Source organism: Acidovorax sp. NPDC077693, assembly GCF_044542805.1.
Classification (GTDB): Bacteria; Pseudomonadota; Gammaproteobacteria; order Burkholderiales; family Burkholderiaceae_C; genus Acidovorax.
In genome coordinates, this window is record NZ_JBITVD010000004.1 from 1 (window position 1) to 20118 (window position 20118).

At 68.0% G+C, this 20118-nt stretch carries 17 protein-coding genes and 1 riboswitch; of the genes, 11 read left to right on the plus strand and 6 right to left on the minus strand.

Annotation, left to right across the window (positions count from 1 at the left end):
* The coding region (locus ACIGHN_RS05905) for an acyl-CoA dehydrogenase family protein (RefSeq protein WP_396503601.1) at positions 1–261 on the plus strand (261 nt) is incomplete at its 5' end.
* Positions 262–768: 507 nt separating this feature from the next.
* The gene (locus ACIGHN_RS05910; RefSeq protein WP_396503602.1) at positions 769–2043 is read left to right on the plus strand and encodes a CaiB/BaiF CoA transferase family protein; all 1275 of its coding nucleotides are present in this window, start codon (positions 769–771) and stop codon (positions 2041–2043) included.
* Positions 2044–2337: 294 nt separating this feature from the next.
* On the opposite strand, the gene ACIGHN_RS05915 is transcribed toward ACIGHN_RS05910, so the two are convergent.
* Complete coding sequence (locus ACIGHN_RS05915) at positions 2338–3996, minus strand: hypothetical protein (protein ID WP_396503603.1); 1659 nt, start codon at positions 3994–3996, stop codon at positions 2338–2340.
* Between the two features lie 359 nt (positions 3997–4355).
* On the opposite strand from ACIGHN_RS05915, the gene ACIGHN_RS05920 reads away from it, so the two are divergent.
* Positions 4356–5945 carry a methyl-accepting chemotaxis protein gene (locus tag ACIGHN_RS05920; protein WP_396503604.1) on the plus strand — a complete coding sequence of 530 codons (1590 nt, stop codon included), beginning with the start codon at positions 4356–4358 and terminating at the stop codon, positions 5943–5945.
* A gap of 135 nt (positions 5946–6080) precedes the next feature.
* Here the strand turns inward: ACIGHN_RS05920 and ACIGHN_RS05925 are convergent, their stop codons facing one another.
* From ACIGHN_RS05925 to ACIGHN_RS05935, 3 genes are all read right to left on the minus strand, one after another.
* Positions 6081–6590 (minus strand): 6,7-dimethyl-8-ribityllumazine synthase, encoded by a 510-nt coding sequence (locus ACIGHN_RS05925; protein WP_056165209.1) that lies wholly within the window; start codon positions 6588–6590, stop codon positions 6081–6083.
* 204 nt (positions 6591–6794) lie between these two features.
* Positions 6795–6975, minus strand: a riboswitch (FMN riboswitch).
* Positions 6976–7082: 107 nt separating this feature from the next.
* On the minus strand, positions 7083–7565 hold the full coding sequence (locus tag ACIGHN_RS05930) for a hypothetical protein (RefSeq protein WP_396503605.1): 483 nt from the start codon (positions 7563–7565) through the stop codon (positions 7083–7085).
* A gap of 137 nt (positions 7566–7702) precedes the next feature.
* Positions 7703–8635, minus strand: a complete 933-nt coding sequence (locus ACIGHN_RS05935; RefSeq protein ID WP_396503912.1) for a LysR substrate-binding domain-containing protein — start codon at positions 8633–8635, stop codon at positions 7703–7705.
* Positions 8636–8850: 215 nt separating this feature from the next.
* Between ACIGHN_RS05935 and ACIGHN_RS05940 the strand changes: the two genes are divergently transcribed.
* From ACIGHN_RS05940 to ACIGHN_RS05970, 7 genes are all read left to right on the plus strand, one after another.
* Entirely contained in the window at positions 8851–9858 is a 1008-nt protein-coding gene (locus ACIGHN_RS05940) for a TRAP transporter substrate-binding protein (RefSeq protein WP_396503606.1), read from the plus strand.
* Positions 9859–10057: 199 nt separating this feature from the next.
* Positions 10058–11839: an IlvD/Edd family dehydratase gene (locus ACIGHN_RS05945; protein ID WP_396503607.1), complete on the plus strand. Its 1782-nt coding sequence runs from the start codon at positions 10058–10060 to the stop codon at positions 11837–11839.
* 197 nt (positions 11840–12036) lie between these two features.
* Positions 12037–13284 (plus strand): fumarylacetoacetate hydrolase family protein, encoded by a 1248-nt coding sequence (locus ACIGHN_RS05950; RefSeq protein WP_396503608.1) that lies wholly within the window; start codon positions 12037–12039, stop codon positions 13282–13284.
* A gap of 53 nt (positions 13285–13337) precedes the next feature.
* The gene (locus ACIGHN_RS05955) at positions 13338–13937 is read left to right on the plus strand and encodes a TRAP transporter small permease (RefSeq protein ID WP_056412854.1); all 600 of its coding nucleotides are present in this window, start codon (positions 13338–13340) and stop codon (positions 13935–13937) included.
* Between the two features lie 72 nt (positions 13938–14009).
* Positions 14010–15290 carry a TRAP transporter large permease subunit gene (locus ACIGHN_RS05960; RefSeq protein WP_396503609.1) on the plus strand — a complete coding sequence of 427 codons (1281 nt, stop codon included), beginning with the start codon at positions 14010–14012 and terminating at the stop codon, positions 15288–15290.
* A 50-nt stretch (positions 15291–15340) separates the two neighbouring features.
* Positions 15341–16096 (plus strand): SDR family oxidoreductase, encoded by a 756-nt coding sequence (locus tag ACIGHN_RS05965; RefSeq protein ID WP_396503610.1) that lies wholly within the window; start codon positions 15341–15343, stop codon positions 16094–16096.
* A 60-nt stretch (positions 16097–16156) separates the two neighbouring features.
* Entirely contained in the window at positions 16157–17020 is an 864-nt protein-coding gene (locus ACIGHN_RS05970; RefSeq protein ID WP_396503611.1) for a fumarylacetoacetate hydrolase family protein, read from the plus strand.
* 168 nt (positions 17021–17188) lie between these two features.
* Here ACIGHN_RS05970 and ACIGHN_RS05975 read toward each other — a convergent pair whose 3' ends face one another.
* The gene (locus tag ACIGHN_RS05975) at positions 17189–17743 is read right to left on the minus strand and encodes an acyloxyacyl hydrolase (protein ID WP_396503612.1); all 555 of its coding nucleotides are present in this window, start codon (positions 17741–17743) and stop codon (positions 17189–17191) included.
* A 353-nt stretch (positions 17744–18096) separates the two neighbouring features.
* Positions 18097–18738, minus strand: coding sequence for an NAD(P)-dependent oxidoreductase (locus ACIGHN_RS05980; RefSeq protein ID WP_396503613.1), 642 nt, complete (start codon positions 18736–18738; stop codon positions 18097–18099).
* Between the two features lie 139 nt (positions 18739–18877).
* Here ACIGHN_RS05980 and ACIGHN_RS05985 point away from each other — a divergent pair, with 139 nt between their 5' ends.
* Entirely contained in the window at positions 18878–19780 is a 903-nt protein-coding gene (locus tag ACIGHN_RS05985; protein ID WP_396503614.1) for a LysR family transcriptional regulator, read from the plus strand.
* Positions 19781–20118 lie beyond the last annotated feature (338 nt).

The window sequence follows — 20118 nt, forward strand, 5'->3', positions numbered from 1 at the left end:
CTGCAGTTCGGCCGCATGAAGGACGCGGGCACGGCCAGCGTGGAAGGCACCTCCATCATCAAGCGCAACAGCTGCGGCAAGGCCCTGGACATCGCCCGCCTGGCGCGCGACATGATGGGCGGCAACGGCATCAGCGACGAGTTCGGCGTGGCGCGCCACCTGGTGAACCTGGAAGTGGTGAACACGTATGAAGGCACGCACGATGTGCACGCGCTGATCCTGGGCCGTGCGCAGACGGGGATTGCGGCGTTCTCGAACTGAGACGTGAAACTCCCCTCTGACCTTGTGGGAGAGGGGCTGGGGGAGGGAGCGTAGCGGCGCATGCGTTGTGCTTGATCACCCCCTCTCCCCAGCCCTCTCCCGCGAGGGGAGAGGGAGCGAATCCTGGGGGCCTATGGGGCGCGGTGCTGTGTCGACACTCCCCTCTCCCCTTGCGGGAGAGGGGCCGGGGGAGAGGGGTCTGCGGCGTGCGCCTAGCCCTGTGCCACCCCCTCTCCCCAACCCTCTCCCGCGAGGGGAGAGGGAGCGAATACGGGAGCCTATCGGGCGCGGTGTTGTGTCGACACTCCCCTCTCCCCTTGCGGGAGAGGGGCCGGGGGAGAGGGGTCTGCGGCTGCGCCATGCCTGCGCCGCCCCCTCTCCCCAACCCTTCGTCCACGAGGGAGAGTGAGTCTGCAACGCGCCCCGAGCACGTATCTTGAGGCATAAAAGGCCTCCACCGCTTGCCAGAAAAGCGCCACCAGCTATCAATTTCATAGTAACAACACCATGACCACACCCTCCTCACCCCAAGGCGCCCTGGCCGGCATCAAGGTCCTCGACCTCTCCCGCGTGCTCGCGGGCCCCTGGTGCACGCAGGTGCTGGCCGACCTGGGGGCGGACGTGGTGAAGGTGGAGCGCCCCGGCGTGGGCGACGACACGCGCCAGTGGGGCCCGCCCTTCTTGAAGGACGCCGAGGGCAACGACACGAACCAGGCGAGCTACTACACCGCCTGCAACCGCAACAAGCGCTCGGTCACCATCGACATGGCCTCTCCCGACGGGCAGGCGCTGATCCGGCAGATGGCGCAAGAGGCCGACATCGTGGTCGAGAACTTCAAGGTCGGCGGCCTGAAGCAATACGGCCTGGACCACGAGAGCCTGCGCGCGCTGAACCCGCGGCTCATCTACTGCTCGGTCACCGGCTTCGGGCAGGACGGCCCGTACGCCGAGCGCGCGGGCTACGACCTGATGGTGCAGGCGATGACGGGCCTGATGAGCGTCACCGGCCAGGCCGACAGCCAACCCGGCGGCGGCCCCATGCGCGTGGGCGTGGCCGTGATCGACCTGTTCACCGGCCTGTACGCCAGCAACGCCATCCTGGCCGCGCTGCATGTGCGCGACAACGCCGTGAGCGGAACGGGCCAGGGCCAGCACATCGACATGGCGCTGCTGGACGTGGGCATGGCCGTGCTGGCCAACCAGGCTTCGGGCTTCCTTGCCACCGGCAAGGCCCCCGAGCGCATGGGCAACAGCCACCCGAGCCTCGCGCCCTACCAGGACTTTGCGACCGCCGACGGCAACATGCTGCTGGCCATCGGCAACGACGGGCAGTTCCAGCGCTTTTGCGCCGCGGCCGGCCAGCCCCAGTGGGGCACCGACCCGCGCTTTGCCACCAACACGCTGCGCGTGAAGCACCGCACCGACCTGATCCCCGCCATGGAGGCCGTGACGCGCACGCGCACCACCGCCGACTGGATCGCGCTGCTGGAAGACAAGGCCGTGCCCTGCGGCCCCATCAACACCATTGCGCAGGCGTTCGACGATGCGCAGGTCAAAGCGCGCGGCCTGGCGGTGACGCTGCCGCGCTGGAAGGACGGCGAGGCCGCCACCGACGGCGTGCAGCAGATCACCGGCGTGGCCAGCCCGCTGCGCCTGTCGGCCACGCCGCCGGTGCTGCGCAATGCGCCGCCGGCGCTGGGGCAGCACACGGACGAGGTGCTTGCCGAGATGGGGATCAGTGCCGAGCGTGTTGCAGCACTGCGGGCGACGGGCGTGGTGTAGCCACTCGCTGACCGACGTGATCCGTGATCCGTGATCCGTGATCCGTGATCCGTGATCAATCATCCGCGACGCCCCGCCTCACTCGATGCGGGGCGTTGCTTTTTCTGCTGCTACTTTCCCGTCGTAACGGATGATCGGCTGGTCGTAGTCCTTGATCGGCTCGAACCTCCCTCAACCGTTCGGGCTGAGCCCTTCGACGGGCTCAGGACAGGCCCGTCGAAACCTCACGCGGCGCTTCGAGGGGCTCAGCGTGAACGGTGGGATGTGGTCGGATAGAGGTGAACGCGTTTCGCCTCACACCAGCGGTGCAGCAGCCTCCAGCAAGCACTCCGTCACCTCGTCCGAGAACCGCATCAGCCGCCCATCCAGCAGCACCGCCTCGGACCCCTTCGGATCAAGCGCTGCCGGCGGCAGGCCATGGTCCAGCAACGCCTGCGCACAGCCCACCCAGTCGCCACCGGGCTCGGGCGTGTTGATGGAACCCCACGACAACGCGCCGCAAGCGTTGTCCTCAAAGCCATGCGTGGCCTGCCAGCGCGCGCCGTGCTCCAGCAGGAAACGGGTCAGCGCCGCGTCGCCCCGAAAGATGGCCAGGTGCAGCGCGGTGCCGTCCCAGTCGCCACCCTTCGCGTCGATGGGCCAGCCCAGGCGCACCATCAGCCGCACGGCAGCGCCGCAGTCCGCCTGGGCAGCCAGCTCGGGCAGCAGGCGCTGCTGGGGCGGCGACAGCGCATGCACCAGCCCAGGCTGAGCGGCCAGCAGCGTGCGCGCCCGTGCCTCGTCGGCCTCGGCGCAGGCGGCGATGAACTGCTCGTCGGCAGGCACCTCGCCCCCGCCCGCCGCGGTGCGCAGAAACGCCGCCACGGCCGGCAGCCCATACCGCAGGGCCTGGATGTGCGCCGCCGTGCCGTCGGCGGTGCGCATGGCGGGGTCGGCACCTGCGGCCACCAACGCCTGCACGTGTGCGAGCGATCGCCGCCGCCGCAGGGCCCACAGCAGGGGCGCGTTGTGGGGGGCGGGCCCGCCGTCCTGGCCCAAGGGCTCGTTTGCATCCGCCCCGTGCGCCAGGAGCAGTTGCAGCGCAAGCAGGTCGTCCATGTCGAGCACTCTGTACACCGCGTTCGTGCCCTGCACCCGCGCGCCCGCCTCCAGCAGCATGCGCGTGCAGTCCAGGCTGCCCAGCGCGTGGTACAGCGACTCGCCATCGTTGGGGTCGGCGCCCGCGTCCAGAAGCAGACGCGCCATGCCGGCATGCTGGTTCTGCCCCGCTGCGCCATACAGCGCCGACAGCGGGTGCGTTGCATCGGGCGCTGCCAGCGACGCGGGGGGCCAGCGGCTGCCCACCCGCTGGTTGGCATCGGCACCTGCTTGCAGCAGCAGGGCCACGCAGGCCTGCAGGCGGTCCGCAAACGCCGGCAGCCGCGCCAAGCTGGAATGCGCCACGGCCAGCAGCGGCGGCAGCTGCAAGGGCCCGCCAGCGCGGTGCACCCAGCCCGGGTCTTGCGCAATGGCCTGGCGCATGCGCGCCTCATCGCCCACGGCACAGGCCAGCCACGGGCCTTCGTCCTGCGGGATGGCGCCATCGGCCCACAGCCGTTCGGCCAGCCGGGGCCGGGCGCTGTGGTTGCCGCCTGCAATGTCGCCGGCGTAGACCAGCCGCAGCCATTGCAGGGTGGCGCGCTCCGGGTCATCCACCAGCGCACGCCGTGCCAGCACAAAGCCCTGAAAGTCGACCCACGACGCAAAGCCATGCTCGCGCGCCAGGCACGACTGCGCGTCGTGCAGCCTGAGGCCCAGGGCTGCGATGGCGGCATCGCCCAGGCCTGCGGCGGAAGGCAGCGCGTTGCGAAAGCGCGCCAGCGCCTCGGGTTCGCCGCTGCGGTAGCCAGCCAGCAGGTCCTTGGCTTGTTTCTTGAGATGGCCCAGGTCAGGCCGAGGGGGAATGCGTTTCACGAGAACCTCCGTGCATGGATCGCCGACGGCCCGCAACTCCGGCAGCACAAAGGATGAAAAGAAAGGTCAGCTCGGCACGGAACACGCAGAGTGCTCCAGGAGTGGCAAGTGGGTTCAACCCTTCCCGCGGGCCCGGGCGCGGCTTGCACCGCGGGCGGCATCTTACTGCGGTGCAGCGTTTCCTCGCCGGCCACGGCGCCAAATCCGCACACAAAAACTTACACACGCCCATAATGTCTGCAGAAGTCTCACTCGCTGTGCGTTAGCTCTGGCGGGCTTGCAGAGACTTTGCAGCTTGCATCTCCGCGCCCGATGCGTTGTGCGATGGCGCCGTTGTAGTGGAACCTCAGGAGTCCGCCATGAAGCTCAGTCTCAAGCTCCCCCTCGCTTTTACCGCAGCATTGCTGCTGCTGTTCGCGGCGGCGCTGTTCGGCATCAGCCGCCTGAACCAGGCGCTGCACACCTACCAGACCACGGTGGCGCAGAGCTTCGAGCATGAGCGGCTGGCCTCCGCCATGCTCAGCGACTTCAAGGTGCAGGTGCAGGAGTGGAAGAACGTGCTGCTGCGCGGCAAGGACCCAGCGCAACTCAACCGCTACTGGGCCGCGTTTGAAAAACAGGAGAAGGCCATCAAGGACGGTGCACAGAAGCTGGTGGCCAGCCTGCCCGCAGGCGCGGGGCGCGACCGGGTGGCGCAGTTCGCCCAGGCGCATGAGCGCATGGGGGTGGCCTATCGCAAGGGTTTCGAGGCGTTCAAGGCTGCCGGCCACGATGCCGAGACCGGCGACAAGGCCGTGCAGGGCATGGACCGCGAGCCATCGCAGCTGCTGGACCAGGCCGGTGACCTGATCGCCAAGGCCAGCAGCGAGGTGGCGGCAGGTGCAGCCGGCGCGGCCCGGCAGGCCACCACCATCAGCCTGGTGGTGATGCTGGTAGTGTGTGCGCTGGGCATGGCCGGCGCGGTGGCGTTCAGCCGCACAGTGGTGAACCCGCTGGACAACGCCGTGCGGGTGTCGCAGGCCGTGGCCAGCGGCGACCTGACCGTGGCCCAGCCCGTGCGCGGCAAGGACGAGATCGCGCTGCTGCAGAACGCGCTGCACGCCATGCAGCTGAGCCTGTCCGGCGTGGTGAGCCATGTGCGCCACAACGCCGACAACGTGGCCGCCGCCAGCACCGAGATCGCGCAGGGCAACAACGACCTGTCGGCCCGCACCGAGCAGCAGGCCAGCGCGCTGGAGGAAACCTCGGCATCGATGGAGGAGCTCAGCTCTACCGTGCAGGCCAACGCCGACAACGCCCGCCAGGCCAACCAGCTGGCCGTGAGTGCATCCACCGTGGCCGTGCAGGGCGGCGACGTGGTGGCCGAGGTGGTGAGCACCATGAAGGGCATCAACGACAGCAGCAAGAAGATCGCCGACATCATCAGCGTGATCGACGGCATTGCCTTTCAGACCAACATCCTGGCTTTGAATGCCGCGGTGGAGGCCGCCCGCGCAGGCGACCAGGGCCGCGGCTTTGCCGTGGTGGCCAGCGAGGTGCGCAGCCTGGCCGGGCGCAGTGCCGCCGCGGCCAAGGAGATCAAGAGCCTGATCCACACCAGCGTGCAGCGGGTAGAGCAAGGCACCGCGTTGGTCGACAAGGCCGGCGCCACGATGACCGAGGTGGTGGCGTCGATCCGCCGGGTGACCGACATCGTGGGCGAGATCAGCGCCGCCAGCAGCGAGCAGAGCGCGGGCGTGGCCCAGGTGGGCGAGGCGGTGATGCAGATGGACCAGGCCACGCAGCAAAACGCGGCGCTGGTGGAGCAAAGCGCCGCAGCGGCCGACAGCCTCAAGGTGCAGGCGCAGCAACTGGTGGACGCGGTGGGGGTGTTTCGCCTGTCGCCGGGCGAGCAGCACGTAGGCGCCGGAGTACGGGTAGGGGGCGTGCCACGGCTGGCTGCAGCCTGAGAGCCCTGGCGTGCAGTCGACATTCAAACCAATCGACTGCGACCGCTCGCGCATCAAGCGCTGATAGCTATATTTTTTATAGCAACCGATGCTCGCGTGCCAGCACGCCCGGGCGCCACAGAGGGTTGGGGTTTTTCAGTCCCCGTGCGCAGGCTCCAGCGCCTTGTACTGCGCCATGGTGCGCAGGCAAGCGTCGGCCACTTCGGTGCCCTTTTTCACGAAGTGTTCGCGGAAGAACTTGAGGTGGTCTTCGTGCTCGTGGAAGTCGCGCGGCGTGAGCACGGCGGACATCACGGGTACCTCGGTGTCGAGCTGCACGCGCATCAGGCCGTCGATGACGGCGGTGGTCACGAATTCGTGGCGGTAAATGCCGCCGTTGACCACCAGCGCACAGGCCACAATGGCGTCGTAGCGGCCGCTTTGCGCCAGGCGCTTGGCCAGGAGCGGGATCTCGAAGGCGCCGGGCACTTCGAACTGCTCGATCTGCCCGGCGGGCAGCCCGTTGCGGCCGAACTCGGCGATCGCGGCATCGCGCGACTGGTGGACGATGTCCCGGTGCCAGCCGGCGCAGATGATCGCGACGCGTTCGCTGCGGCGCGCCGTGGCGGCGGAGATGGCTGTCTGGGAAGGAATGGACTGATTCATGGACTTATCTCAAAAGCGAGGAAAGGATTGCCAGAATCAGGGCGCGCGAACAGGACTGCCGTGCTTGGATGGCGCCGCGCGCACCGGTGCCGCAGTGTCAGCCGGACCCCAGGGCCGTGACGCATCACCACCCCGCGGACACAAAAAACAGACACGCTGCACCCAGCACGCATACGGCGCCACCCCTGCGGGCGGCCCCTGGTTTCGCGATCTCTTTCATCCGGACTGTGACCGTCGGCTCTGGCATCTCACCAGATCTGCTGACCCCGGGCCGCCGCCACTGCTGGCACGGCCCGGGCGCTCGCGGGCTGCTGCAGTGCAGATGCAAAGACATCTGCCTGCAGATACCGCCGGTGGGGAATTTCGCCCCGCCCTGAGAACGCTGCCGGGCAGAAGACATCCCGCCCGGCGCACGGATTCTAGGGGAAACCCTGGTGCCCTGCAGTCGCCTGCGCGATGGCCCTGCCGCCACCGTTGAGGCACATCAACCCGTCAGCGCGGCTTCTCGAAACCGCCCTCCACCCAGGCCGTGGCGCTGGCGGGGGTGAGCTTGAAGGTGGGCGGCGCCGGCACCCGCGCCAGTTCTTCACCCAGATCGTCCTGGGCACTCAGCGTGGCCGTGGCGCCTTCTTCGTCGGGCACGATGGCCAGGGCCACCTTCAGCCGCTGGCCGTTGACGGTGACCGACACGTTCTTGTTGAGCTGCGCATGCAACTGCTGCTCATGGCGGCGCAGCACCTCGCTGGCGGTCTTGACCAGGGTGTGGAAGGCCGAGACGTCGAGCGGCTTGGGGTTCTTCTTGTCGCGCCCCATGGTCCAGGGGCCGACCAGCGCGGGCTCGGTCTCGCCCTTGAGCGTCATGGACACCGCCCAGCCGTCGTCATCCTCGTTCTTGATGACCTGCGCGGTCCATTGGCCGTCGGACCAACGGCGCGGTTCCTGGATGGTGTCGGGCGTGTCAGGGGTGTCTTGCATGGAGAGAAGGCTTGCAGAAGATTCGGGGAAAGGGCGCAGAGCATAACGGCCCGGGCGGGCGGGCGCGGCTGCAAGGCATTTTCGATAACCTTTGGTTATCGATAGCCGAGTGCCCACGGCGCCCACAGCCAGGCCGGTCAGGGCCCATCGGCGGCAGGGCTTGCCACCTCGCGCAGCACGTCGGTGAAGGCCTGCATCGCAGGCGTGGGCGACTCTCCCAGCCGGGTGATGAGGCCGTAGTCGGGCATGCGGTCGGGCAGGTCCACGGGGATGCGGGCCAGCAGGCCCTTGGCGATGTACCGCTCCACCAGCGCCTGGGGCTGCAGCGACAGCATGTCGGTGGTCTGCATCATCTGGAGCGCAAACAGGAACGACGGGGTCTCCACCACGCCCGAGCTGAGCGCCAGGCCGCTCTGCCCGAAGATATCGTCCGACACCCTGCGCACCGCGGTGGACGCGGGGTACAGGATCCACGGCCAGTGCGACAGCTCCGCCATGTCCAGGTCGCGCGCGCCGCGCAGGGGGTGGTGCAGGCCGCCCACCACCAGCAACGGCTCGTTGGACAGGCGTTCGTAGTGGAATTGCGCGCGCTGCGCCTCGTCGGTGAAGCGGCCGATCATCAGGTCGATCTTGCGCTCGGCCAGCCACACGATCAACTGGTCGCTGCTTTGCTCCAGCACCTTGAGCACCAGCAGCGGGCGCAGGCGCTGGATCTCGGCCACCGACGCCGTCAGCACATGCGCGGCCGATCCTGTGATGGCGCCGATCGTCAGGTGGCCGTGGCCGCCCTCCTTGAGAGCGTTGAATTCATCGACGAACTTGCGGTGGCCGGCGAGCGCGCTGGCCGCGTAGCGCAGTGTGAACAGCCCCAGCTCGTTGGGCCGCATGCCGCGCGACAGGCGATCGAAGAGCCGCGATTCCAGGATCTCCTCGATGTCCATCAGGATCTTGGTGGCCGCCGGCTGCGTGATGTGCATCTGCTCGGCCGTCAGGCGCAGGTTGCGCGTCTGGCCCAGAATGTCCAGGAACTGCAGGTGCCGAAAGCGCAGCCGCGCGCAGGCCTGCGCCATCGACAGGGGTTTACCCGAAACAGGGGTGGAGGCCACGGCAAGTCATCAGCATTTGGAATGGATGCTAGCAAAAAAGTGAGTGGACCCGGCGCCCAGCCAAACCTAATCTCTCGCCTGCGTCGGGAGGGTCCTGTAGAGACCCGATGGCGCCGGTGGACCGTCTTTGGGCCGTGCCCCACCGTGCCCCAGCCATTCCATATTCGGAGACAAACACCATGCAATTCAAATCACTCGCCCTGGCCGCTGCATTGCTGGCCGCCATGGCTGCACCTGTGTCGGCGCAGATCAAGGACCATGTGTTCAAGGTCGGCATCGGCCTGAACGACGACCACCCCCAGGCGCAGGCCGTCAAGCACTTTGCCGAGCAGCTCTCGGCCAAAAGCGGCGGCAAGCTGGTGGCCAAGTTGTACGCCAGCGGCTCGCTGGGCAACGACGTGAGCATGACCTCGGCACTGCGCGGCGGCACGCTGGAGATGACGGTGCCCGACAGCTCCACGCTGATGGCGCTGATCAAGCCGTTTGGCGTGCTGAACCTGCCGCTCACCTTCAACAACGAGCAAGAAGCCGACGCGGTGCTCGACGGCCCGTTCGGCCAGAAGCTGCTGGCCAAGCTGCCCGAAAAGGGCCTGGTGGGCCTGGGCTTCTGGGAGAACGGATTCAGGCACGTGACGAACTCGCGCCGCCCCATCACCAAGGCGGAAGACCTGGCAGGCCTGAAGCTGCGCGTGATCCAGAGCCCGCTGTTCCTCGACACCTTCAACGCCCTGGGCGCCAACGCCACGCCCATGCCCTTCACCGAGCTGTACTCGGCCATGGAGCAGGCCGCCGTGGACGGCCAGGAGAACCCGCCCGCCACCATCTTGTCGAGCAAGTTCTATGAGGTGCAAAAGCACCTGGTGCTGTCGCGCCACATGTACAGCGCCTGGGTGCTGCTGATGTCCAAGAAGACCTGGGACGGCCTGTCGGCGCAGGAGCAAAAGATCGTGCAAGACGCCGCGCGCGAAGCCACCCTGTTCGAGCGCAAGACCATCCGCGCGTTCAGCGAGACGGCACTGGGCGAGTTGAAGAAGGCAGGCATGCAGGTGACCGAACTCGCACCCGCCGAGCAGGCCAAGATGCGCGCCAAGCTGCAGCCGGTGCTGGCCAAGTACGCCAAGGAATTCGGTGAGGAGACCACTGGCGAGATGAACGCGGAACTCGCCAAGGTGCGGGGCGGGAAGTAATTTTCTGCTCCGCCCCACCGTTCTCTGAGGGCTGTCGAAGCGCTGCGCAAGGCTTCGACGGGCTCAGCCCGAACGGGCTGGGTCTGATCGACGCGCCGCGCAAGGCTTCTACGGGCTCAGCCCGAACGGTTTGGTGGTTCGACCTCACACATGCCCCCCTGGCGCAGCGCCCGTCCCTCCTGCTGACACACCGCGATCCATGACCAAAACACCCCGCCGCCCCTTCCGCTCCCGAGAATGGTTTGCCGACCCCGCACGCTCGGACATGACCGCGCTCTACCTCGAACGCTTCATGAACTACGGGCTCACGCCCGAAGAACTGCGCTCGGGCCGCCCCATCATCGGCATCGCGCAGACCGGCAGCGACCTGTCGCCCTGCAACCGCATCCATGTGGACCTGGCGCGGCGCGTGCGCGAGGGCATCCGCGACGCCGGGGGCATCCCGATGGAGTTTCCGGTGCACCCCATCTTCGAGAACTGCCGACGCCCCACGGCTGCGCTCGACCGCAACCTGGCCTACCTGGGGCTGGTGGAGATCCTGTACGGCTACCCCATCGACGCAGTGGTGCTGACCACCGGCTGCGACAAGACGACGCCGGCCGGCATCATGGCGGCGTCCACCGTGGACATCCCGGCCATCGTGCTCTCGGGCGGCCCCATGCTCGATGGCTGGCACGACGGCGAACTGGTGGGCTCGGGCACCGTGATCTGGCGCAGCCGCCGCCAGCTGGCCGCGGGCGACATCGACGAAGAAGAATTTTTGCAGCGCGCCTGCAGCAGCGCGCCGTCGGCCGGCCACTGCAACACCATGGGCACCGCATCGACCATGAATGCGGTGGCCGAGGCGCTGGGCCTGTCGCTGCCGGGCTGCGCCGCCATTCCGGCCCCCTACCGCGAACGCGGGCAGATGGCGTACGAGACCGGGCGGCGCATCGTGGACATGGCCTTCGAGGACCTGCGCCCTTCACGCATCCTCACCCGCGAGAGTTTTCTCAACGCGCTGGCCGTGGTCAGCGTGGCCGGGGGTAGCAGCAACGCGCAAGTGCACATCATGGCCATGGCCCGCCACGCGGGCGTGGACCTGCGCCCCGAGGACTGGACGCAGCATGCCTACGACCTGCCCCTGCTGCTGAACATGCAGCCCGCCGGCAAATACCTGGGCGAGCGCTTCTTCCGCGCAGGCGGTGTGCCGGCGCTGATGTGGGAGCTGCAGCAGGCCGGCCGCCTGCATGCAGATGCCTTGAGCGTGACCGGCAAGCCCCTGGCCCACAACCTGCAGGGCCGCGAGACGCGCGACCGCGAGGTGATCTTCCCCTTCAACGCACCGTTGATGGAAAAAGCCGGCTTTTTGGTGCTGCACGGCAACCTCTTCGACTTCGGCATCCTGAAGACCTCGGTGATCTCCGAAGCCTTCCGCCAGCGCTACCTGAACACGCCAGGCTCAGAGGGCATCTTCGAAGCGCGCGCCGTGGTGTTCGAAGGGGCCGATGACTACCACGCGCGCATCAACGACCCGTCGCTCGGCATCGACGAAGGCTGCATCCTGGTGATGCGCGGCGCGGGTCCCATCGGCTGGCCGGGCTCGGCCGAGGTGGTCAACATGCAGCCGCCCGACGCACTGATCCGCCGCGGCATCAACACCCTGCCCACGCTGGGCGATGGACGCCAGTCGGGCACGGCCGACAGCCCGTCGATCCTGAATGTCTCACCCGAAAGCGCGGTGGGCGGCGGCCTCTCATGGCTGCTCAGCGGCGACACGATTCGCATCGACCTGAACACGGGCCGCTGCGACGCGCTGGTGGCGCCCGAAGAGGTCGAGCGCCGCCGCCGCGAGCTGCCCACGCCGCCCATCCCCAGGAGCCAGTCGCCGTGGGAGGCACTTTACCGCGAGAAGACCGGGCAGCTGGTGGATGGGGCGACGCTCGACTTTGCGCTGGACTACCGGCGGATTTCGGAACACACGCCGCGGCACAACCATTGATGGGGTGGGCGATGCGTGGCCCGTGCCCTCCCTTCGGGCTGAGCTTGTCGAAGCCTTGCGCAGCGTTTCGACAAGCTCAACGTGAACGGATGGGGTGATGCAGGGATGGCATGTCGGAGGGCTGACAGCACCCACCACCGAGCCGCCGCAACGAACACCCCGAGCCCAGAACCCGAACTCTCCTCCAAGGAATTTCCATGAGCGACACCTCTGCATCCCCCCTCCCACAAAGGGGAGCGCAAGCTGCGGCCCTGCCCCGCGACATCCTCCCCGAAGACGGCCTGGCTGGCACCCTGGTCGGCCGTGCCTGGGTGCCTGGCGCTGTGCCCGGCCCGGCGGTGGTGGCGCTGCGCACTGATGGCGTGTTCGACCTGAGCCGCCACTACCCCACCATGAGCACGCTGCTCGACACCCCCTCACCCGCAGAGGCAGCGCGAGCAGCCCCCGGCCAGTACCTGTGCAGCGTGGATGACCTGCTGGCCAACAGCCACACCGGCCAAGCCGGCCAGCATGGCGTGCGCGACGCAGCCCTGCCCTGGCTGCTCGCCCCCTGCGACCTGCAGGTGGTCAAGGCCGCCGGCGTGACCTTTGCGGCCAGCCTGATCGAGCGCGTCATTGAAGAGCAGGCCCGCGGCGACGCGGCCCGTGCCCAGGGCCTGCGCAGCCAGGTGGTGGGGCTCATCGGCGAGAGCCTGGCAGACATCCGCCCCGGCTCCGAGCAGGCGATGGCCCTGAAGGCACTGCTGCAGGACAAAGGCCTGTGGTCGCAGTACCTCGAAGTCGGCATCGGCCCCGACGCCGAGGTCTTCACCAAGGCGCCGGTGCTCGCAGCGGTGGGCACGGGCGAGGAGATCGGCATCCGCGCCGATTCGGCCTGGAACAACCCCGAGCCCGAGGTGGTGCTGGCCGTCAACAGCCGTGGCGCCATCGTGGGCGCCACGCTGGGCAACGACGTGAACCTGCGCGACATCGAGGGCCGCAGCGCGCTGCTGCTGGGCAAGGCCAAGGACAACAACGCCTCGTGCGCCATCGGCCCCTTCATCCGGCTGTTCGACGCAGGCTTCGGGCTGGACCAGGTGCGCACCGAGACCGTGCACCTGCGCGTGGCGGGCACCGACGGCTTCACTTTGCGGGGCATCAACACCATGGCCAGCATCAGCCGCGACCCGGCCGACCTGGTGGCCCAGACGCTGGCCGCGCACCAGTACCCGGACGGCTTCATGCTTTTTTTGGGCACGCTGTTCGCGCCCATCGAAGACCGCGACCAGCCCGGCGGCGGCTTCACCCACAAGCTGGGCGACGTGGTCACGATCCAGAGCGCCTGGCTGGGCGCGCTGCACAACACCGTGACGCACAGCGAGACGGCGCCGCCCTGGCGCTTTGGCCTGCGCGCCTTCATCGCCAACCTGGCCGCGCGCGGGCTGCTGCAGGGCGCGGCGCTCTGAGCCTTTGAAACAACGCGAGACCGGCCGACCCCGCCATCCACGGAGACAACCTCATGCTCAACACTGTCATCGACCGCTACGTCCGGGCCATCAACCTTCTCATCGCGCTGGCGCTGGCCGCCATGGTGGTGCTGGTGTTCGGCAACGTGGTGCTGCGCTACGTCTTCAACTCCGGCATCGCCGTCAGCGAGGAGCTGTCGCGCTGGCTCTTCGTGTGGATCACCTTCCTGGGGGCGGTGGCGGCCATCAAGGAGAACGCGCACCTGGGCACCGACATGCTGGTGTCGCGCCTGTCGGTGCGCGGCAAGAAAGCCTGCATGGCGCTGGGCCACGTGCTGATGCTCTACATCACCTGGCTGTTCTTCGACGGCAGCTGGCAGCAGATGAAGATCAACTGGGATGTGGAGGCCCCGGTCACCGGCGCATCGATGGCCATCTTCTATGCCTCGGGCGTGGTGTTCTCGGTGTGCGCCGGCTTTCTGCTGACGCTGCAACTGCTGCGCGTGCTGACCGGCAAGGCGAGCGAGGACGAACTGGTGATGGTCAAGGAGTCCGAAGAGCAGGCCGAGCTCGAAGCCCTGCAGGCCGAGCTGGCGCGCGAAGACGCGGCCGCGCGGGCGCTGGGCCAGACGCCGAAGCAACGCGGCCAATAGGCAAGCACGCACGCATGAATGCATGCATGCATGCATTCACAGATGGCACATCAAAAATAACGGAGACAACACATGACCGTGCTGATTTTTCTGGGGGCCCTCATCGGGACCATGGCCCTGGGCATCCCCATCGCCTATGCGCTGCTGGCCGCCGGCGTCGCGCTGATGTGGCAGCTCGATCTGTTCGACGCGCAGATCCTGGCGCAGAACTTCATCAATGGCGCCGACAGCTTTCCGCTGCTGGCCGTGCCCTTCTTCATGCTGGCCGGCGAGATCATGAACGTGGGCGGGCTGTCGCAACGCATCGTCAACTTCGCGCTGGCGCTGGTGGGGCATGTGAAGGGCGGCCTGGGCTATGTGGTGATCCTGGCCGCCTGCCTGCTGTCGTCGCTGTCGGGCTCGGCCGTGGCCGATGCGGCGGCACTCACGGCGCTGCTGCTGCCGATGATGGTCAAGGCCGGGCACAAGAAGGAGGTTTCGGGCGGGCTGATCGCGGCGTCGGGCGTCATCGGGCCCATCATTCCGCCGAGCATCGGTTTCGTGATCTTCGGCGTGGCGGCCAACGTGTCGATCAGCAAGCTGTTCATCGCGGGCATCGTGCCCGGCATAATGATCGGCGTAGGCCTGGCGGTGACCTGGTGGTGGGTGGGCCGCAAAGAAGTGCTGGCCATGCCGGAGAAGAAGACTGCAGCCGAAGTCTGGCGCACCGCGCGGGAGTCGGTGTGGGCGCTGACCTTGCCGGTGTTCATCCTCGTGGGCCTGCGCATGGGCGTGTTCACGCCGACCGAGGCCGCGGTGGTCGCGGCGGTGTATTCGCTGTTCGTGGCCAGCGTGATCTACCGCGAGCTGCCGCTGCGCGCGCTGCTGCCCATCTTCACCACCGCGGCCAAGACCACGGCGGTGGTGATGTTCCTCGTGGCGGCGGCCATGGTGTCGTCGTGGCTCATCACCGTGGCCAACCTGCCTGCGCAGATGGTGGAGCTGCTCAAACCCTTCATGGGCAACCAGACCTTGCTGCTGATCGCGATCATGGTGCTGGTGATGCTGGTGGGCACGGCCATGGACATGACGCCCACCATCCTCATCCTGACCCCCGTGCTGATGCCTGTGATCAAGGCTGCGGGCATCGACCCGGTGTACTTCGGCGTGCTGTTCATCATCAACAACTCCATCGGCCTGGTCACGCCGCCGGTGGGCACCATCCTGAACGTGGTGGCCGGCGTGGGGCGCATGAAGATGGACGAGGTGACGCGCGGCGTGCTGCCCTTCATGGCGACCGAGTTCGCGGTGATGTTCATCATGGTGATCTTTCCGCAGACGGTGCTGGCGCCGCTGCGCTGGTTCACGGGCTAGTGCTTGGCAATGCCTTTTCCGCCCTCTCTGTCACCCACCGCCGCCACACCATGACACTCCGACTTGCAGGCAAGACCGCCTTTCTCACCGCCGCCGGCCAGGGCATCGGCCGCGCCACGGCAGTCGCCTTTGCGGCCCAGGGCGCGCGGGTGATCGCCACCGACATCAACGCTGCCGCTCTGGCCGCCCTGCAGCGCGACACAGGCTGCGAGACCCGCGTTCTGGACGTGACCCAGGCCCAGGCCGTGCGCGATGCCGCAGCGGCCGTGGGGCCGGTGGACGTGCTGTTCAACGGCGCGGGCTTTGTGCACGCGGGCACTGTGCTCGACTGCACGGACGACGAGTGGGACTTCGCTTTCGATCTGAACGTGCGCGCGCAATTTCGCACCATCCGGGCTTTCCTGCCCGGCATGCTGGCGCGCGGCGCCGGGTCCATCATCAACGTCGCGTCGGTGGCGGGCAGCATCAAGGGGGCGCCGCGGCGGTTCGTCTACGGCACCACCAAGGCGGCGGTCGTGGGCCTGACCAAGTCGGTGGCCGCCGACTTCGTGGCCCAGGGCATCCGCTGCAATGCCATCTGCCCCGGCACGGTGATGTCGCCGTCGCTGCAGGACCGCATCACCGCGCAGGCCGCGGCCACGGGCCAGAGCCTGACCGCCGTCGAAGCGGGTTTCGTCGAGCGCCAGCCCATGGGCCGCCTGGGCCGGGCCGAGGAGATCGCCGCGCTGGCGGTGTACCTGGCGAGCGACGAGTCATCGTTCACCACGGGCACCGCCCAGGTCATCGACGGCGGCTGGTCCAACTGATTTCATCTACGCTCTGCGTTTCGCGCCACCCCTCCATCCAACCCCTCACCACTACCAACCATGAAGCTGCTTCGCCACGGCCCCAAGGGCCAGGAAAAACCCGCCCTGCTGCACACCGACGGGACGGTGCGCGACCTGAGCGGCGTGCTGCCCGAGATCAGCCCCGCCACCCTGTCACCCTCTGGCCTGGCCGCGCTGGCCGCCATCGATGCCGCCACGTTGCCCGTCGTGCCCCAGGGCCGCCTGGGCGTGCCGTGGACGGGCATGCGCAAGTTCATCGCCATCGGCCTGAACTACGCCGACCACGCGGCCGAAGCCGGCATGGCCATCCCGAAGGAGCCCATCATCTTCACCAAGACGGTGGACTGCGCCGTGGGCTGCAATCACCCGGTGGTGCTGCCGCAGGGCTCGGTCAAATCCGACTGGGAGGTGGAGCTGGGCGTGGTGATCGGCACCCGCGCGCGCTACGTGAGCGAGGCGGATGCGCTGCAGCACGTGGCCGGCTACTGCACCATCAACGACATCTCCGAGCGCGAATACCAGCTCGAGCGCGGCGGCACCTGGGACAAGGGCAAGGGCTGCGACACCTTCGGCCCCATCGGGCCCTGGCTGGTGAGCGCCGACGAAGTGGGCGACCCGCAGAATCTGTCGATGTGGCTGGACGTGAACGGCGAACGCCAGCAGACCGGCAGCACCCGCACGATGATCTTCACGGTGGCGCAGTTGGTGAGCTACCTCAGCCGCTTCATGACGCTGGAGCCCGGCGACCTCATCACCACCGGCACCCCGCCGGGCGTGGGCATGGGCAAGAAGCCGCAGGCGCAGTTCCTCCAGCCCGGCGACGTGATGCGCCTGGGCATCGAGAAGCTGGGCGAGCAGGAGCAGAACGTGTTCGCGTGGGACCCGCAGCTGATCGACGGGTGACGGGTGACGGGTGACGGGTGATGGGCGCCCTGTGCGTCCCGGGCACCTCGCGCGCGGTGGGGGCAATACGGCGTTTACTGACTAAAAGTTGCCTCTTCCGCGCACTGGACAAGCGCCCGCAGCTATCAAATCAGTAGCACTCAACGCATTCATGCGCCCCGGCTTCGTTCAAAAGGCGAAGCCGTAGCGCAACTGCACGAAATCCTCGCCCGGGTTGGGCTTGCGGATGCCACCGTTGGAGACATGGCGCACGATCAGCATCAGCTCGTGCTGCCTCTGCGCACCGAAGTTGAAACCAATGCCCTGGTGGTCGGTGAAGTTGAAACGCGTGCTGAAGGTCTTGTGCCGTGTGGCGTAGTGCCCGTCGAGCACCGACAGGCCGATGCCCCCTTCCATGAACCACGCCGACCGCCCGCCGTCAAACCGCAACCGCAGCGTGGGCACCAGCGCCAGCTGGGTCCAATGCCGCCGCTCCGACGCCGCCGTACCAGCGGGCGCGCGCCAATGGGCCACGTGGGCATCCCAGTGGCCCGAGAGTTCGCCCCCCAGGAAGGAGCGGCGCCATTCCCAAGGCAATTGCACCCCCACCGATGCAAGCCCCACATCCCCGGCGGCGCGGGCGCCGTCGATGAAGATGCGGCGCTGCTCCGGCGGAGCATCCTGGGCGCTGGCGGTGGCCGATAGCACGCCGAGTGCCGAGCCCAGGACGCACAAGAGGCTCAAGCGGCGCCAAGCGCGCAAGGCTGCAGGCAAGCGGTTGTATATGGGGGATTGCTGAGTGTTCAGCGAAGAGAAAGTAGGCACAGAAACAAACTCCGGAAGCGCTGGGTTGCCGGCGGCCTGCGCAAGCCAAACCGCTCGGCACCGACCGCGAGCGGACGCAGCAACGTCCAGTCACGCGGGCGGGCAGCTTCCCGAGTTTTCTTGCAATTTTTTACCGCCTTCAACATATCGTGCCGCTACCGTGAGCACGCTCCCTGTAGGACAAGGCGCTTTTTCCGCCCGACGGGGGGCCGGGACTGAACGGCTGCGCCCCATGAGGCGCGCCACGTGATGTCAATTCGCCTCGATGCGTATCAATGCGCTACCGTGAACCGCTGCTGCACGTGCCGCGGCGTTTCCAGCTCGTCGGCAATCGCGACGGCCAGGTCGGTCACGCTGATGCCGCCGGGCGCCTCGCCATTCATCAGGGGCGCCTCGGTGCCCAGGCGGTACTTGCCGGTGCGCTCGCCCGGGGCCAGCAGGATGGGGGGCGACAGGAAGGTCCAGTCGAGCGTGTTCTCGGTGCGGATCCAGTTCAGGGCCTCGCGGGCAGCCAGGGCGCCCTGCTTCCATTCGGCAGGGAACTCCGGCGTGTCCACCAGTTGCACGCCGGGCGCCACGAACAGGCTGCCGGCGCCGCCCACCACGAGCAGGCGCCGCACGCCCGCCTGCTTGGTGCCGTCGATGATGGCGCGGGTGCCCTTGAGGAACTGGTCGTGGATGTCAGGCACCGTCCAGCCGGGGTTGTAGGCACTGACCACGGCGTCGTGGCCGGCGGCGGCCTTGGCGATCTGCGCGGCATCCTGGGCGTCGGCGGCGACCACTGTCAGCCGTTCGCGGGCGGTGAGCTTGCCGGGGTTGCGGGCGAGCACGGTCACGCGGTGGCCGCGCTGCAGCAGTTCGTCGAGCACGGCCGAGCCGACAAAGCCGGTGGCACCAATCAGGGCGATGTTCATGGAGGGTTCCTCAGGTCAGAGAGTTGGGATGCAGTGAGAATAGGGGCTTGTCAAAGCGTGCGGTAGAGGGCTTCAAATGCCTTGTGCTTGAAGCTGTACTTCACAATCAACCGCTTTTTCACCCCTACGCCTTCTTTCCATGGACGACCTCAAACGCATGGCCGTGTTCGCCGCGGTGGTGCAGCACGGCTCGATGAGCGGTGCCGCGCGCGCGCTGGGCATGAGCACTTCTGCCGTGAGCCAGCAGGTGCGCAAGCTGGAGAGCGACGGCGGCGTGACGCTGCTGCACCGCTCCACGCGCAAGCTGGCGCTCACCGAGGCGGGCCAGCGCTACCACTCCCGCTGCGCCGCCATGTGGGCGGCCGCCGAGCAGGCGCGGGCGGAGCTGGCGGCCTCACGTGATGCCCCCAGCGGCGAACTGCGCCTGTCGGCCACGGTGGGGTTTGCGCGGCACATCGCCCCGGCGCTCGGTGACCTGCTGGCCGCCCACCCGGCCCTGCGCCTGCGGCTGCTGGTGGACGACGCCACCATCGACCTCATCAATGCCCGCATCGACCTGGCGGTGCGCTACGGGCGCCTGGCCGACTCCACCTGGGCGGCGCGACGCCTGGGCAGCATGCAATGGCGGCTGTGCGCATCGCCCGCCTGGGTGGCCGCACACGGCCGGCCCGAGCACCCCGACGCGCTGCTGTCGCACAGCTGGCTGGGCTTTGCACGCGAGAACGGCGGGCTGGTCATCGACCTGCGCAGCCCTGCGGGCGAGCCCCGTGCACTGCGGGTGGAGCCGCGCATAGCCAGCAACAACCAGTTGTCGATCCAGCAGATGTGCGAGGCGGGGCTCGGCCTGGCGCTGGTGGGCAGCATGGATTCGCACGAGGCGCTGCAGGCCGGGCGGCTGGTGCAACTGCTGCCCGACTGGTCGTTCGGCACCATGGATATCTGGGCGGTGACGCCCCAGCGCGATGCACAGCCCGCCAAGGTGCGCCAGGCCATCGCGGCGCTGCAGGCCTACCTGCGGCAGGTGCCGGGGGTGGCGGACTGAAGGGGCTTCGGATGCCGCCAGGCCGCCTACCGCAGGGCAGCGACGGGGCCGCGTGGTCGAAAACCACTGGCGCCCGGACGGGGCGGTGCGGTACAAAGACAGAGGCCGCATTGACCCGCACGGCGGCTGCGCGACGTCGTTCAAGAAGGACGACCGGCGCAGGGTGCCAGCGCCCTTGCATTGGGTAGGGAAATGGGGCCCGGTCTGTATCGGCGCCGCGACGGCGGCATGCTGCAGCGCACTATTCGGGTATTGCCTGAAGATTTAGCGCACTGCGCATGCCGTTCTGCTCCTAGAATTTGTAAAAGCGCGTATCTTTTTTCTGCGCGAAGGATCCA

What these genes read in the sequence shown, in the direction of transcription:
- ACIGHN_RS05910 (WP_396503602.1), top strand. Translation starts at nt 769, where the DNA reads ATGACCACACCCTCCTCACCCCAAGGCGCCCTGGCCGGCATCAAGGTC.
- ACIGHN_RS05920 (WP_396503604.1), top strand. Translation starts at nt 4,356, where the DNA reads ATGAAGCTCAGTCTCAAGCTCCCCCTCGCTTTTACCGCAGCATTGCTG.
- ACIGHN_RS05925 (WP_056165209.1), bottom strand. Translation starts at nt 6,590, where the DNA reads ATGAATCAGTCCATTCCTTCCCAGACAGCCATCTCCGCCGCCACGGCG.
- ACIGHN_RS05930 (WP_396503605.1), bottom strand. Translation starts at nt 7,565, where the DNA reads ATGCAAGACACCCCTGACACGCCCGACACCATCCAGGAACCGCGCCGT.
- ACIGHN_RS05935 (WP_396503912.1), bottom strand. Translation starts at nt 8,635, where the DNA reads ATGGCGCAGGCCTGCGCGCGGCTGCGCTTTCGGCACCTGCAGTTCCTG.
- ACIGHN_RS05940 (WP_396503606.1), top strand. Translation starts at nt 8,851, where the DNA reads ATGCAATTCAAATCACTCGCCCTGGCCGCTGCATTGCTGGCCGCCATG.
- ACIGHN_RS05945 (WP_396503607.1), top strand. Translation starts at nt 10,058, where the DNA reads ATGACCAAAACACCCCGCCGCCCCTTCCGCTCCCGAGAATGGTTTGCC.
- ACIGHN_RS05950 (WP_396503608.1), top strand. Translation starts at nt 12,037, where the DNA reads ATGAGCGACACCTCTGCATCCCCCCTCCCACAAAGGGGAGCGCAAGCT.
- ACIGHN_RS05955 (WP_056412854.1), top strand. Translation starts at nt 13,338, where the DNA reads ATGCTCAACACTGTCATCGACCGCTACGTCCGGGCCATCAACCTTCTC.
- ACIGHN_RS05960 (WP_396503609.1), top strand. Translation starts at nt 14,010, where the DNA reads ATGACCGTGCTGATTTTTCTGGGGGCCCTCATCGGGACCATGGCCCTG.
- ACIGHN_RS05965 (WP_396503610.1), top strand. Translation starts at nt 15,341, where the DNA reads ATGACACTCCGACTTGCAGGCAAGACCGCCTTTCTCACCGCCGCCGGC.
- ACIGHN_RS05970 (WP_396503611.1), top strand. Translation starts at nt 16,157, where the DNA reads ATGAAGCTGCTTCGCCACGGCCCCAAGGGCCAGGAAAAACCCGCCCTG.
- ACIGHN_RS05980 (WP_396503613.1), bottom strand. Translation starts at nt 18,738, where the DNA reads ATGAACATCGCCCTGATTGGTGCCACCGGCTTTGTCGGCTCGGCCGTG.
- ACIGHN_RS05985 (WP_396503614.1), top strand. Translation starts at nt 18,878, where the DNA reads ATGGACGACCTCAAACGCATGGCCGTGTTCGCCGCGGTGGTGCAGCAC.